This window comes from Daejeonella sp. (assembly GCF_036405355.1).
Classification (GTDB): domain Bacteria; phylum Bacteroidota; class Bacteroidia; order Sphingobacteriales; family Sphingobacteriaceae; genus Daejeonella.
This window is the reverse complement of the sequence record NZ_DASWXT010000045.1, coordinates 48309-63277: the sequence shown is the minus strand read 5'-3', so window position 1 is coordinate 63277 and position 14969 is coordinate 48309. Positions and strand designations below refer to the sequence as shown.

The window sequence follows — 14969 nt, the reverse complement described above, 5'->3', positions numbered from 1 at the left end:
CTATTACTTAGACGCCTGTTTCCTCATCTGTACCAGCCCCTCATTATTTACACTGTAAACCTGCTCATCGCTACTGATAAATATCATGAACTGCTGGGTGCCAGCTTCCATCCAAAGCTTATTTTCCTTCCCTTCAACAGGGAATATCAATTGAGTGATGCCCAGCTTACCAAGATCGGAAGCATACACTTTATGTTTCTGATAGTAATCCTGCTGCAGATAGTATACATACCAGAGATGCTTCTTTTGCTCTTCACTGTACGGGATAGTAAATGAATTTTTAGCATCTCCGGATACTTGTTTGCTGAAATGCAGATAAGCCCAGCGCTCAGGAAAATGCATATTGATTATACCTTGCGATGACCATACCCAATTGTATTCGGGTAGGTTCCTGCCATCAGCTCCTTTCAATTTGATATATTTTCCATCTTTCACTTCAGTTTTCCATTCTACTCTCGAAAAATTGATCCTCCAGAAATCACCATCAACAGGCACTTTAGCAGAATTAGCCATGCTTACTGCCCGAAACGGGATAAACATCTCGACTGTCCAGCCCTTATCAATATCTGATGGATTATTTAGGGTCCCCTGAATATCCACAGCCCATTTCATACCGGGAGCATTATAAGCAATTAGAGCTCCACTTCCATTGCGGTATGGCTTTGCCATAAACAAATCGAACATGGTATTTAAAGCATTCACCTCGAACTCATAATAACGGTGAGTATCATTATCGGGGTCAATAAATACTTCAAAATCATTGTCATAAAAAACGATATCATCATAGTTCTTTAAATTTGCCCAAACATGTGGCTCCATGAGTTCAGCGGCAATATATAATCCTTTGCTATCCCAGGTCATCTTTGCTCTGGTATTCCAGATAGGAAGGGGTTTTCGTTCAGCTTCAATATCCTTAAAATTTTCTGTCCACTCCACATTTTTCCAAACCTCATCATCCAGTTTACCATCGATTTTTGGCGACTCGGAATTAAAAAATACGGTATATTTCTTTGGAGTAGACAATAAATCCTCTTTCCCAGCAAATTTAGGCTGTGCATTAGTTAAAGATATTGTCAGGAGAGTTAGAAGGCTTGAATAAAGCAGATAATGATTAATAACAGGATAAACAGTTTTGGCGGCCATTTAATAATTTTAGTATTATGCAAAGGTGGAATTTAAGAAGATTATTTATGATTTAGAACTAAAATTAAATAAAGGAAGTCCGGTGAACAAGAAAGAAATTTCGATAGACCAGAAAGAATAAAAGGTCTGAAACTATACTGATTTTCAAAGTGGTATAATTTTCTTTCTTCTGGCTTTTTAATATCTTCGCAGTTCAGAACCAATTTTAAAACGATCTTAAATTCATGAGAAAATTAATCAAGCTCTTAGCTATAGTCTTTTTATTGTCAGGTAGTATTACCTATGCCCAAAACAACGATCCGATTGTACAGCAGATCATTAAAGAAGCAAGCGAAAACTCACAATTGAAAAAACTTGCACATGAGTTAACGGATGGCATTGGTCCAAGGTTAGTTGGAACACCACAAATGAAACAAGCTCACGACTGGGCGATTGCAAAATATGAAAGCTGGGGAATTCCTGCCAGAAATGAAAAATGGGGAGAATGGCGCGGATGGGAAAGAGGTATAACCCACATTGATATGATTCATCCGCGTACAGAATCGCTTGAGGGAATGCAGCTGGCATGGAGTGCTTCGACCCATGGTAAAACTGTTACAGCAGAAACAATTATTCTGGCAGATCTTGCCGACTCAATTGCATTTCAAAACTGGTTGCCCAATGTAAGGGGTAAATTCGTTATGATTTCTATGCAGCAGCCCACAGGAAGAGATGACAGAAACTGGGAAGAATTTGCTACCAAAGAATCTCTTGAAAAAATGAAGGCCGAGCGTACTGCTGCAGTAAATGCATGGCGAAACCGTCTCAACAAAACAGGATTAAGTCCGAAAACACTGGCTATAGCACTCGAAAATGCAGGAGCCGCCGGTATTTTTGCTTCAAACTGGTCTGCAGGATTTGGTGTAAATAAAATATTTGGTGCTCAAAGTACAAAGATCCCAACCATTGATCTTTCTCTTGAAGATTACGGAATGCTATATCGTCTCACAGAATCAGGAGTTAATCCAAAGATTAATTTACGCGCCGATTCAAAACAACTGGGGATGGTGCCTGTATTCAATACCATAGCTGAAATCAAAGGCACTGAAAAACCTGATGAATATGTAGTCCTATCCGCACATTTCGATTCATGGGATGGCGGAACAGGAGCTACAGATAACGCAACCGGAACAATAACCATGCTTGAAGCCATGAGAATCCTTAAAAAAGTTTATCCTAATCCAAAGAGGACCATTCTTGTTGGGCATTGGGGTAGTGAAGAACAAGGATTAAATGGATCCAGAGCATTTGTTGAGGACCATCCGGATATCGTCCGGAATATTCAGGCTTTGTTCAATCAGGACAACGGAACCGGAAGGGTTGTTGATCTTTCAGGTCAGGGATTTTTGCATGCTTACAGTTATTTGGGTAAATGGTTACAGGCTGTACCTGATGAAATCAGATCAGAGATTAAAACCAACTTCCCCGGTACTCCTGGTGGTGGTGGATCTGACTATGCATCTTTTGTAGCTGCAGGTGTTCCTGCATTTTCATTAAGCTCATTAAGCTGGGCCTATGGAACTTATACCTGGCATACCAACCGTGATACTTACGATAAGATTGTATTTGATGATGTTCAAAAAAATGCAATTCTTACAGCAATCATGGCTTATAAAGCAAGTGAAGATCCAACACCTGCATCGCGTGAAAAAAGTATTCTTCCTGTTAGTCAAAGAACCGGGCAGCCAATGTCATGGCCTGCACAACGCAGCCCTATTCGCAAAGGTGGTGTGAATTAAAATAAATATGCTGTTCGGCATGTTCCGCAGGGCATGTCGAACAGCTTATTAGCGATTATATTACCAATAAACCGTTTTGCCTCAAACTATTTATTGCTTTTCCATACCAAAATGGTTCAAAATCTACTTCCAAGTAAACCTCAAAATCTATTTTTGCCTTTTTAAGGGTCATCAGTTCTGCATTTTCAGGACCTGCAAGAGTCAAGAATTTAATCAGCCAATCAGCCTGTGCTTTTTCGACCTGAATGTTAAAATTCCCTTTCTTATCAAAGAATTTTAACTCGGCCATTTCCCACTGCCTGCCTTTTTTACTTTTGGTAAAATAATCGATTACAGGCTTTGTCCCGAGCCATACTATTTTTGCATCGGGTTTAAGCAGGAATGACTCTTCCTTAGAAAGAGACTTCATAATAAATTCAGGATCAACCTTAGTCTTTGGTACCTTATTTTCAAACCATTCCTGCAAAGGGTAATCAAAACAGATTCCATGCATATAATTAAACAAGGATTTCTTTAAACCATAACTAAAGAGTTCATGGTCAGTTCCACTTTTATCAATGTGAACTATATCATTATTTGCAAAGCTGCCACTTGTACTGCATGCTTTTTCAACTTTGAACTTTTCGGGATACATCCCCACCGGACTATGAGCTGTCATTGCAAATTGATGCCAGAACGCCGACTGAAGAACTCCTGACTCAAACATTTGTCTTACCATTTCCAGTGAATCAATGGTCTCCTGAGCAGTTTGGGTAGGGAAGCCATACATCAGATAAGCATGAACCATAATTCCTGCTTCAGTAAAATTATGACAAACTCTGGCTACCTGTTCAACTGTTACCCCCTTATGGATCAGTTCCAGCAGGCGATCGGATGCCACTTCGAGTCCGCCGGATATTGCAATACAACCTGATGCTTTTAAAAGCAAACAAAGATCCCTTGTAAAACTCTTCTCAAAGCGAATGTTTGTCCACCAGGTTACAGTCAGTTTTCTCCTGATAATCTCCAAAGCAAGTGATCGCATTAAGGCGGGTGGTGCAGCTTCATCGACAAAATGAAAGCCCCGCTCACCCGTTTGTTCAATCATTTCCTCCATCCTGTCGCAAAGCAGACCGGCCGCAACAGGTTCATAAACCTTAATATAGTCAAGTGAAATATCGCAAAATGTACATTTTCCCCAATAGCAACCATGAGCCATGGTCAGCTTGTTCCACCTACCGTCGCTCCACATGCGGTGCATTGGGTTGACCACCTCAATAACCGAAATATACTTATCAAGCAGCAGGTCACTATAATCAGGTGTACCTACATCAAACTGCCTGTAATCAGGAGAAATACTACCATTGCAATACTTCAGTTTTGAATCAACCATTGCAAAAGTCCGTTTCAACTCATTCAAACCACGCTTTCCATCTAAATATTCACAAAGATGCTCAATTGGAGCTTCGCCATCATCCAGACAGATAAAATCAAAGAATTCGAATACCCTTACATCTGAAACTGAACGCAATTCAGTATTCGGGAAACCACCACCCATTGCGATCTTAATTTCAGGATAGTGCAATTTCAGCCATTGTGCAATCCGAAAAGCAGAATAAAGGTTTCCTGGAAATGGAACTGAGAGCGACACAAGCTCAGGTTTCAACTTCGTAATATTCTCTTCCAGAATACGCAAAAGGATTCCGTCGATATAGGTATTATCAAGTTGTAATGCTTCGTATAATTCATCAAAAGCTGATGCAGAACGTCCCATACGCTCAGCATATCTGCTGAATCCAAAATGGGGATCGATGCACTCAACAATCAGATCGGAAATATCTTCAAGGTATAGTGTTGCCAGGTGTTTTGCTTTATCCTGGGTACCCATGGTACCAAATGCCCAGTCGAGATCGTCCAGCTGCTCAAATCGTGATGCTTCCGGCAAAAAATCCTCCTGACAAATCAGGTGTGAAAGCGTTGGATTATGACCCTGCAGGAATGATATAACCGCATCAATAGTATTAATGTAATGAGATTTGAGAGCTATTATTCGCTTTGAATTTTCTGAAATAGTATCTGTGTGTATGATCTGATTGAACATGTCTTCCAATCCGGATCTGGAAAACAGCCTCAAAATGACTTCAATTCCAAGATCAGCCTGATGTGAAGAAATAGTTTTTGTGTTAAGAAAGCCCTTCAGATATGCCGTAGCGGGGTATGGCGTATTTAACTGCGTAAAGGGTGGGGTTAGTAAAAAAACCTTCGTTGCCAAATCCTGAAATTTTAAACCCTAATATTTTGCTCAAAAACTAATGATACAATTTTAGGCTATGATTGATCCCTAGACTTGCAATATTACGATTTAAATACTCGACTCCCGAAATACGTTGCTGATAGAGGTTGATATATCCCAGTTCAACGGTCAGATTTTTGATCAATTGATAATTAAGTCCGGCAAAGAACCGGTTCTGATCAAACGAATTAAAAAGTATGCCCTTATGAGTATTGACATAAATCCCATCACTTAGTTTAAGATAAATGTCGTGATTATGATCTTTTGAATTGATTAATTTACATTCAAGAGCTAACATATACGATATCCTTTCCACAAATCTGTATCCTGCGATTAATGAATTATCCTGTTTCTTATGGATGAATCGCTCTTCCATCCGATAACGGTGGCTTAAATGAATTGATCTTAAATTGTGACTATACCCCAGGTCGTGATTAAGTCTTATTTCAGGGACCATTAATGAACTTGAGAACTCAGGATCACCCGGAGAATTTAAATAATAGGCAATTCCATTTTTAAAACTAAAATTCTTAAAGGGCTCAAAACCCAGCTGTGATTTACAAAACATCTGTGATTGCCTGACTGGGTCCGTATAAATGCGTTCCTGAACTTCAACATTCAAAGACCATTTTGGCGAAAGTTCCAGATCAGAGGAAAAAAATGCCACAGCAAGACTTTGCCGGATAACTTCTTTCCGGGAATCCTGAGCATATACAGAACACGAAACTAAAAGGAAGGTTATAATCTTAAAAAAGATCCCAGCAGATCTCAGAAACATAGCAGCAAATATTGTCTGAAAATAATCAATGGATTTGAAAATTGAACAGGATAAGTATCAGATAACAAATAAATTACCTGAAATCAGGTGAGGTTTAATAACTAATCAACCCCGGTATCAGGATTCAATAGTTAACAGTTTAGTATCTTTGCAAAATATTAAATTACAATCATGGTAGAGATCGGCAAATTCAATGAGCTAAGGTTTATAAAAAAGACTGAAAATGGTCTAATCTTGACTGAAGGAGAGAAAGAAGTTCTGCTACCCTATGTGTATGCTCCGGAGGGTGCAGAGATTGGCGACAATCTTCATGTTTTTGTATATATCCACAGTGATGGACGCTTAATGGCTACCACAGAAACTCCTATAGCCCAGGTTGATGAATTTGCTTTTCTGGAGGTTGTTGATGAAAATGAAAATGGTGCCTTCATGGATATGGGCATAGGTAAGTATGTTTTTGTGCCTAACAAAGAGCAAAAACGCCCGATGAAGATTGGACAGAAATATGTAGTGTTCCTTTACAATGATGAGAAAACCGAACGCATTACAGCCTCTTCATATCTGAGTGATTTTATTAATCAGGATGAACATGATTTTGAAGAGGGAGATGAGGTAAGGTTGCTGATTACGGATGAAAGTGATCTGGGATTCAGCGCCATTATCAACCAACGATTCATGGGACTTCTTTACCGCAATGAAGTTTTTGAAGACCTGAAACCCGGTGATCAGAAACGTGGATTTATAAAAAAGATCCGGGAAGGAAATAAAATCGATCTTAGTCTGCAGGTAATCGGCTTCAAACATATTCTTGATCTGAAAGATAGCCTGATGATTGATCTTCAGGAAAATAATGGATCCATTCTCCTGGGTGATAAAAGCTCACCTGAAGATATTTACAACCGTTTAAAGATTAGTAAAAAGGCCTTCAAAAAAGCCATTGGGAGTCTTTATAAGGAACGTCTTATCACAATATCTGATCATGAGATAAAATTAGTCCCAAAAGAAAAGGTCTGATTATGGAGGTCTGATGCTTGTTTTTATCAGAAAAAAGTCTTATCATTAATAGGTATATCCACCATCTATTCAAAAATACTCCAATGAAAAGAACACTTTTAGCCATTGTTCTCATAAGTATGGGACTTACTGTAAGGGCACAAAACAATATTCCTGCTGCCGCTATACAAATTCAAACAGCCGAACTGGCTGCTCCTGCCGACAAGCGTGGGGCTTCAAGTGTTTATGGCTATTCTGCAAAAGGAGAATTTATTCTGCTCAGAAAGGGCACCAATGAAATGATCTGTTTGGCAGATGATCCGAAAATTCCCGGCTTAAATGTAGCCTGTTATCATAAAGATCTGGAACCATTTATGAAAAGAGGACGTGATTTAAAAGCTGAAGGAAAGACTCCTAAGGAAGTGGCTGATATCCGTGATCATGAGGCAAAAAGCGGGTGGATTCCTATGCCAAAACAACCTGCAAGCTTATTTGTTTATACCGCGAAGGCTGAAAATTTCGATCCTATGACCGGAACTGTAAAAGATGGATATCTGAGATATGTAGTTTACATCCCTTATGCTACTGCAGAAAGTACCGGCCTTCCACTTAAACCTGATGTGCCGGGTATGCCCTGGCTAATGGATCCCGGAACACACAGGGCTCATATTATGATTAGTCCGCCTCAGCCTCAGAAAAACTGATCGGTTCCTTGCTTTAAATATTTATTGAACCGGGCTTATTGGCTCTTCGTCATGAATAGTCTTTCTGTTCAGAAAGGCTTCTTTTTTCATGCTTCTTGCAGCAACTACCGCACTGATCAGCATTAATATTGCACCCGCAAAGAATGGGGCACCCGCAAATTTAACATCCCCTTCGGGCCTTGTAAACCAGGCAAATAAATTGGTCATGAGTAAAGGACCGACGATAGAAGTCGCGCTCATTAAACTGGTTAATGCACCCTGTAATTCCCCCTGCTCATTTCTGGGAACATTGCCTGAAATGATTGATTGCAGTGCCGGACCTGCGATACCGCCCAGACAGTAGGGAATTAAAAAAACAAACATCATCCAGCCTTCGGTAGCGAAAGAAAATAGAAATAGACCAAGAGAATATAGCCCTAATCCAACATAGATGCTTTTCTCATCACCCAGCTTTGGGTTAATATATCTGATCAAACCACCCTGAACTATCGCAATAAGCAAACCAATTACTGTTAATGAAATGCCCATTAAGGTATTACTCCATTGGAATTTTTCTATGTTGAAAAAAGTCCAGGTACTTTGAACGGCATGACCTGCGATATAGACAAAAATAAGGGAAACAATTAAGCCCCCCACACCTTTGTACTTCTTAAGTTGTATCAGAGAGCCCAGTGGATTGGCACGTTTCCATTCAAAGGGTCTCCGATGCTCCTTTGCCAGTGATTCAGGAAGTACAAAATAGCCATAGATAAAGTTCAGGAAAGTTAGAATTGCCGCTGCCATGAATGGAACCCTGGGACCAAACTCGCCCAAAAGTCCGCCAATTCCGGGACCAATAATAAATCCTAAACCGAATGCAGCCCCAATCATCCCAAAGTTTTTAGCCCGGTTTTCAGGAGTACTGATATCGGCAATATAAGCTGTAGCTGTAGTAAAACTTGCACCAAAAAGTCCTGCAATTAGCCTTCCGACAAAAAGCCACCAGATTGTTGGGGCCATCGAAAGAAAAATATAATCAATTCCAAAGCCTAATAAGGATAAAAGCAAAACCGGCCGTCGTCCATATTTATCACTCAGATTGCCTACAATTGGAGCGCAAATAAACTGCATGATTGCATAGGCAAAAGTTAATAAACCAGCCCATTGTGAAGCCTCACTAATATTTCCCTGAATTAGCTCCTCTATTAATTGAGGGAAAACCGGGATGATCAAACCGAGGCCAATGACATCAAGCAAGAGGGTAATAAAAATAAAGCTGACAGCAGCTTTGCGGGATTTAGGCATAATTTCCTTTTCAGATTATTAGGCGGTGAACTTAGTTAAAATTCAGGGAGTTTATAAACGTTACACAAAAAGGGATTAGTCAATAAAATGGTAAAGGAATACTACATCACCCTTAAAAGCAGGTTTACTCTGCCCCTGGATCTCAAGTTCGACACCCAGAACAGCCTTTGTTACTCCTCTGAGGTTGGCAATCGAAACCAATTTTGCTCTTAATCTGACCTCAGATTCCACAACAACTGCCTGTGCAAATTTGAGGTTCTCAATACCATAATTGATCTCCATTTTGAGATTTTTAATATCGGTAATCTGTTTCCATAAGTATGGGATCAGTGATAAGGTAAGATAACCATGAGCAATCGTTGCCTTAAATGGACCCTCAGTGGCCGCCCTCTCAGTATCAATGTGTATCCATTGATGGTCAAGGGTAGCATCTGCGAATTTCCTGATCTGATCCTGAGTGATTTTGTGCCAGGCAGAAACACCGAGTTCCTGGCCAAGGAAAGATTCAAACTCAGTATAATTATTAATTATAAGCATATTAAGGAGGTATTTATGGGCAAAATGGTTCTTATTTAATCAATTATTGCAAAGTTAATGTTTATTAAGTGATGACCTCTCTGTTTGAATCAAGGAATTTGCTTCACAATATAAATTGCATATTTAAGGTATGATTCAGAAAAATTCAGATAGAATTCCAAAGCTAAAATTATTCAGCAGCATTTTTCTGCTCTCCCTGATCATACTCATTTTTCAACAAAAATCTCAGCCTGAGCTGGTTGAAAAATACTATTCAATTAGCACCTATCCTCTGATTCGAAGCGGGCTTCAATTCATTTTCAATAATATCCCAATTAGTTTGGGTGATATTCTTTATTTGCTTCTTAGCATCGCCATATTGATTTCCATTTTTAAGCTTTTAAAGATCTTTTTCTTTCAGAAAAGACACCTTGATGGAGCAAAAATTGGACTCAACATGATTATTTCCCTTGAAGTCCTCATCCTTATTTTCTATTCGTTCTGGGGGCTGAATTATTTCCGGCAGCCGGCAGCAGAAAGATTGAAACTAAGCGGCATGGAGTATTCAAAGGAGGAACTTTACAAGATAACCGGAATTCTGATTGATTCTGCTAATTCCATCCGCTCGAAAATCAATCCGGAACAATGGCCGCAAACTGACCCTGAGCTTTACTCGGAATCAGCCAAAGCGATAAAAAACCTTCATCCGCCATATGATGCAGCTGTATATCCGATTCCAAAAATAAAGAACTCTCTGATCGGCACGCTAATGAATTATTTTGGGACTGCCGGATACTTCAATCCATTTACCGGTGAAGCTCAGATCAATTCAGGAATGCCGATTTATCTTAAACCATTTGTTGCATGTCATGAGACAGCACATTCTATGGGCTATGGTGCTGAGGATGAGGCTAATTTTATTGGTTTTATAAGCGCCAGTGAATCGGATAATCCGATGCTCAAATATTCAGCTTATTATCTGGCTGCCCAGGAATTTATGTCTGAAACCGGCAGATTGGATACTGTAGTATTTCAAACTCTGAAAAGCCGGATCTCAGAACCATTTTTGGCCGATCTGAAAAATGAAAGAGCCTATTGGGAGGAATACAGAGGAATAACCAGAAGATTCAGCAGCATCTTTTACGATAACTACCTGAAGGCCAATAAACAACCGGATGGAATGAAAAGTTATAACCGGATGATCATACTGACCATGGCCTATTATAAAAAAAGGGGGCTTTTAATGGCCCCCTGACTTATTATTTTGCTAATGCCACTTCCCGGGCTTTGGTTGTAGTGTAATATTTCGCGATCATATTTGGAACTTCCCATGCCGGCAACTTTCCATCTCTCAAATATTGAAAGTACGCTTTGGCTACCTGTGCAAAATGATCTTCGTGTCCAACTTTATATTTATCGGGAATAATTACCTCCCAGCCTGTTGAATTTTTCTTCAATTCAACTCCTGGATACTTGTCGTTAATTTTTTTCAGATCATCCATAATCGCATTCTCAAATGCTTTCATATCGGTACCTGCAGCAGGCTCGATGTACAATACAGGCTTAAAATTCTGCTCCTTGCCCTGCTTAATAATGACACTCGCCTTAGTACCACGCATTACTGAAAAATGGGTATCCCCGGTTCCTTCAGGCGCCTGAAAATCCCATGTCACAGAAACTTTTGCATGAATTCCTTTCAGACGGTAGTTTATTTCTCCGTTTGAATAAGGATTCAATACACCATCTTTAACATCAGCCTTCAGATATTCAGGAAATTCCTTTTTGAGGGTAACCTTTTCAAACTGCTGGGCTGTTAATTTAGTACTCCATCGTTTAGCTGAAACAATCTCAATATCCTTTTTATAGTCAAGCACCTGATCAGGAAAACATTCCCATTGTACCAAATCAACGAGGTGGGTTGTAATATCAGTGATTCCCTCTCCCTGCTGCTTAACATCAAAGAACCAGGCCGGTCTGACAAGAGGTTTTCCGGAAACATTCTTGAAGAAATAATGAACACTTATTTTTGTAACCGACGGATTTTCGGGACTACCCTTGTCCAGATCACCAAAAGCCGGAAGATGCGCAAACTCCTTTTGAAGGATGCTATTGATCTCATAACGCTCAGTCATGATATCATAAAGCAGCACTTTATTTTTTTCTGCCGATTCAAAAGCCTGAACCAGGGTATTAAAGCCCTCGGTATCAATTGCCATCGGCTTATCTGCCAGAACATTCAAGCCCGAATCAACCGACTGCTTGATATAGTTAGTCTTAAACTTATTGTTTCCGGCAATGACGACCACATTCCCTGCCTTTTCCTGAAACATCCTTGCCAGGTAATCATCCCCTGTATATACCTTTTGATTCCATTTTGTTGGTCCCTCTGCCCTCTTGTTATAAGAACTGATCAGATTAAGGTGAGCCTTGACCTCATCTCCGTATGGGGCATAAACATGTACCACTGAATCAATTTCGGGATACATAGACTTCTGTATCAGAGCAGAGTGAAAATGCCCCGGATCAAGGGTTATCAAACGAATTTCAGGTTCTTGTATTTTTTCAGATTTATCTGCACATGATGTACCAAAAAGAATCATACAGTTAATTAACAGAAAGTGTTTAATGTTTTTGAAGTTAGATTTTATCATAAGAATAGCTTGAAATTAAATTTATCCCAATTATTTGAATTTCAGGTAGAAGAACGGAAATTCTATACTAAATATTAAATAATTTTTTCTAGAGTTATAGACTTTAATTTTGGCGAAAGCAATTGTATTCCTGTAAATGCGATCAAGTAGGCACATCCGGCGAAAATAAACAATGAAACATAGCTTCCGGTTGTTTGTAACAGGAAGCCACCGATCGTTGCACCGAACATACCCCCAACAGCACCAAGCATACTGCCTATGCCAACAACAGAACCCACTACCTGTCGTGGAAACATATCGGTTGTAAGCGTAAACAGGTTAGCAGACCATGCGGAATGCGCAGCTAAAGCCAGGCCTATCAGACCTACAGCGAGCCATAATTCCGTTGTCTGTGCTGCAAAGTAAACCGGAACAACACATAATGCCGATGCAAACAACGTAGTTTTACGACTTTTATTTACAGACCATCCGCGCTTAATTAAGGCAGAAGATGCCCAGCCGCCAATAATACTACCGAAATCAGACATCAGGTAAATTATGATCAGAATGGGGCCAATCTTAGCGATCCCAATCCCATAATTACTAAAAAAGAATTTTGGGAGAAAAAACAGGAAGAATGAAAAGATAGGATGAGTCATGAATGCGCCAAATGCGAATGCCCAGGTCTGCCTGTATTTTAGCAGATGCAGCCAGGGAATTTTGATCTGAGGTTCCATTGGATCACTCGTTATGTATTCCAGTTCTGCTTTTCCAAGTTTTGGATGATCCTGGGGCAACCGGTACATCATCATCCAGAAAACAATCCAGATAAAACCTATTGCTCCGGTAATGACGAAGGTCATCTGCCATCCATAATTGATGGCTATAAACGGCACTGTCAGAGGGGCAACTATTGCTCCAACACTTGCTCCGGATACAAAAATACCTGTAGCTAAAGCCCTCTCTTTTCTTGGAAACCATTCTGAAACGGCCTTTAAAGCTGAAGGAAAATTTCCTGCTTCGCCCAATCCAAGGAGAAAACGGACTGCCGCAAATCCAAAAAGAGAAGCAACCAGTGCATGCATCATTGTAGCCATGCTCCAGAATCCGATAGCAATTGTGGCTCCCAAACGGGTTCCAATCTTATCGAGAAGATGACCCATAATGAGGAATCCCAATGCATATGCAGCCTGAAAAGAGGAGACAATAAATCCATATTCTGAATCAGACCAGGCAAATTCCTTTTGAAGCTGCGGGGCCAGAATACCAAGAACCTGCCGGTCAACAAAATTAATTGTAGTAGCCAGGAACAGCATTGCACAAATCTTCCAGCGGTAATTACCGACTCCTGATTTTGAAGCTATAAGCATTATTTCCTCATTTCTATTAACATATCATTGCATTTACATGCAATTGGGAACAGATATAAAAATCATGGTTCGCCACAATCAAACATTGAGGAATTCAGCCCCTTTTTTACAATGACAGTATTTTCAGCTTAAACTTTTGGTTCCCAGCCCTTTTGATATTCCCTTTTCCACAGTTTCATTGCAGCCGCATCATTTAAAATATGACCGTTTTTAGGATCAATATTCAGGGTTCTACCTGTACGCTGAGCAATATTACCGAGCTGACATAGCAAGGTACTCTGATGTCCACCATGAATATCTGCCGCAAGAGGTGTTCCGCTCTTAATACCGCTAAAGAAGTTTTGAATATGAAAAGCATCCAATTGTTGCGAAGGACTGGTCAGGCTGCCTGTATCGACTTTGATTTCATTCTTAGCTTCTTTGATAAGATTATTCTTGAGATCAAAAGCCTTATATGCATTACTACCGCCTATCACTAAAGTGCCATTCTCCCCATAAAAAATAACACCTACCGTATTACCTTCGATTGGAAACGGATTACAACTTCTGCCTTCCCAGGTAATAGTTGATTTATTTCCGAATTCTATATTAATATTTTGAGTATCAGGTGCTTCCCAATCATCCTGATAACGATACCTTCCACCTGCAGAGCTTACTCTAGTTGGGAATTCTACCTGTAGGCCCCAGCGTGCAAGATCTATCATATGTGTACCATTATTCAATGCTTCTCCTGTACCCCAGTGCCAGAACCAGTGCCAGTTATAATGAATCAGATTATCCTTAAACTCGCGGCGCGGTGCAGGTCCCTGCCAAAGATCATAATCAAGCCATTCAGGAACAGGGGTAGTTTTACCGACTCCAATTGATGGTCTGTTGTTGGTATACCAGGTTTTTGCAAAATAAGGTCGTCCAATAATTCCACCATGTAATTCAGCGATCCCGGCAGCTACATTAGGCCAGGAACGGCGCTGGTTACCCATCTGAATCACATTTTTATATTTATTGGCTGCAGCCACAAGGAGTTCCCCTTCATGAGGATTATGGCTGCACGGTTTTTCAAGGTAAACGTGTTTACCGGCTGCCGATGCTAATAAAGCTGCAGGGGCATGCCAGTGATCAGGTGCTGCAATTACAAGCGCATCAAGCTGTTTGTCTTCAAGAGCCTTTCTGAAGTCGGGCTGAGCCATCGGCTTGGTGTTTTGTATGCCTGTAACCGTACTGATACATTTTTCGGCTGCACGCTTGTCCACGTCACAGATATAACGAATTTCACAATTCTTCTGAGCAGCAAAATTTGAAGAAAGTGCAAGTCCGCGACTATTAACACCCATCATTGCAACCTGAATGCGTTCATTTGAACCCATAATTTTTGCATAGCTACTAGCACTAAAACCAGGCAGAACACCTCCAAATGAAATTGCGGCAGCACCAGTAACTGTCTTTTTAATAAAATCCCGGCGGGAATCTGAATTTTTCATGTGTATATTAATTTATGGCGTTT

Annotated in this window: 12 protein-coding genes; 4 read left to right on the top strand and 8 right to left on the bottom strand. The window is 40.2% G+C overall.

Annotated elements, in window-relative coordinates; translation table 11 throughout:
- Positions 1 to 3 precede the first annotated feature (3 nt).
- On the bottom strand, positions 4 to 1143 hold the full coding sequence (locus VGE44_RS05710; RefSeq protein WP_331076821.1) for a carbohydrate-binding family 9-like protein: 1140 nt from the start codon (positions 1141 to 1143) through the stop codon (positions 4 to 6).
- A 224-nt stretch (positions 1144 to 1367) separates the two neighbouring features.
- Here VGE44_RS05710 and VGE44_RS05705 point away from each other — a divergent pair, with 224 nt between their 5' ends.
- Positions 1368 to 2921, top strand: a complete 1554-nt coding sequence (locus VGE44_RS05705) for a M20/M25/M40 family metallo-hydrolase (protein WP_331076819.1) — start codon at positions 1368 to 1370, stop codon at positions 2919 to 2921.
- Positions 2922 to 2976: 55 nt separating this feature from the next.
- On the opposite strand, the gene VGE44_RS05700 is transcribed toward VGE44_RS05705, so the two are convergent.
- Both VGE44_RS05700 and VGE44_RS05695 read right to left on the bottom strand, forming a co-directional pair.
- The gene (locus VGE44_RS05700; protein ID WP_331076817.1) at positions 2977 to 5172 is read right to left on the bottom strand and encodes a B12-binding domain-containing radical SAM protein; all 2196 of its coding nucleotides are present in this window, start codon (positions 5170 to 5172) and stop codon (positions 2977 to 2979) included.
- 37 nt (positions 5173 to 5209) lie between these two features.
- Entirely contained in the window at positions 5210 to 5971 is a 762-nt protein-coding gene (locus tag VGE44_RS05695; RefSeq protein WP_331076815.1) for a DUF2490 domain-containing protein, read from the bottom strand.
- A gap of 171 nt (positions 5972 to 6142) precedes the next feature.
- On the opposite strand from VGE44_RS05695, the gene VGE44_RS05690 reads away from it, so the two are divergent.
- A complete protein-coding gene (locus VGE44_RS05690) occupies positions 6143 to 6985 on the top strand; it encodes a CvfB family protein (protein ID WP_331076813.1) in 843 nt (280 codons plus the stop codon).
- An 83-nt stretch (positions 6986 to 7068) separates the two neighbouring features.
- Positions 7069 to 7668: a hypothetical protein gene (locus VGE44_RS05685; RefSeq protein WP_331076811.1), complete on the top strand. Its 600-nt coding sequence runs from the start codon at positions 7069 to 7071 to the stop codon at positions 7666 to 7668.
- 21 nt (positions 7669 to 7689) lie between these two features.
- On the opposite strand, the gene VGE44_RS05680 is transcribed toward VGE44_RS05685, so the two are convergent.
- Positions 7690 to 8952 (bottom strand): TCR/Tet family MFS transporter, encoded by a 1263-nt coding sequence (locus VGE44_RS05680; RefSeq protein WP_331076809.1) that lies wholly within the window; start codon positions 8950 to 8952, stop codon positions 7690 to 7692.
- A 75-nt stretch (positions 8953 to 9027) separates the two neighbouring features.
- Positions 9028 to 9489 carry a MaoC family dehydratase gene (locus tag VGE44_RS05675; protein ID WP_331076807.1) on the bottom strand — a complete coding sequence of 154 codons (462 nt, stop codon included), beginning with the start codon at positions 9487 to 9489 and terminating at the stop codon, positions 9028 to 9030.
- Positions 9490 to 9619: 130 nt separating this feature from the next.
- Here VGE44_RS05675 and VGE44_RS05670 point away from each other — a divergent pair, with 130 nt between their 5' ends.
- Positions 9620 to 10723 carry a DUF3810 domain-containing protein gene (locus tag VGE44_RS05670; protein ID WP_331076805.1) on the top strand — a complete coding sequence of 368 codons (1104 nt, stop codon included), beginning with the start codon at positions 9620 to 9622 and terminating at the stop codon, positions 10721 to 10723.
- A gap of 4 nt (positions 10724 to 10727) precedes the next feature.
- On the opposite strand, the gene VGE44_RS05665 is transcribed toward VGE44_RS05670, so the two are convergent.
- The 3 genes from VGE44_RS05665 to VGE44_RS05655 form a co-directional block, all read right to left on the bottom strand.
- Positions 10728 to 12068, bottom strand: a complete 1341-nt coding sequence (locus VGE44_RS05665) for a putative oxidoreductase C-terminal domain-containing protein (protein WP_331076803.1) — start codon at positions 12066 to 12068, stop codon at positions 10728 to 10730.
- 125 nt (positions 12069 to 12193) lie between these two features.
- A complete protein-coding gene (locus tag VGE44_RS05660; RefSeq protein WP_331076801.1) occupies positions 12194 to 13468 on the bottom strand; it encodes an MFS transporter in 1275 nt (424 codons plus the stop codon).
- A 128-nt stretch (positions 13469 to 13596) separates the two neighbouring features.
- Positions 13597 to 14946 carry a Gfo/Idh/MocA family oxidoreductase gene (locus VGE44_RS05655; RefSeq protein WP_331076799.1) on the bottom strand — a complete coding sequence of 450 codons (1350 nt, stop codon included), beginning with the start codon at positions 14944 to 14946 and terminating at the stop codon, positions 13597 to 13599.
- Between the last annotated feature and the right edge of the window lie 23 nt (positions 14947 to 14969).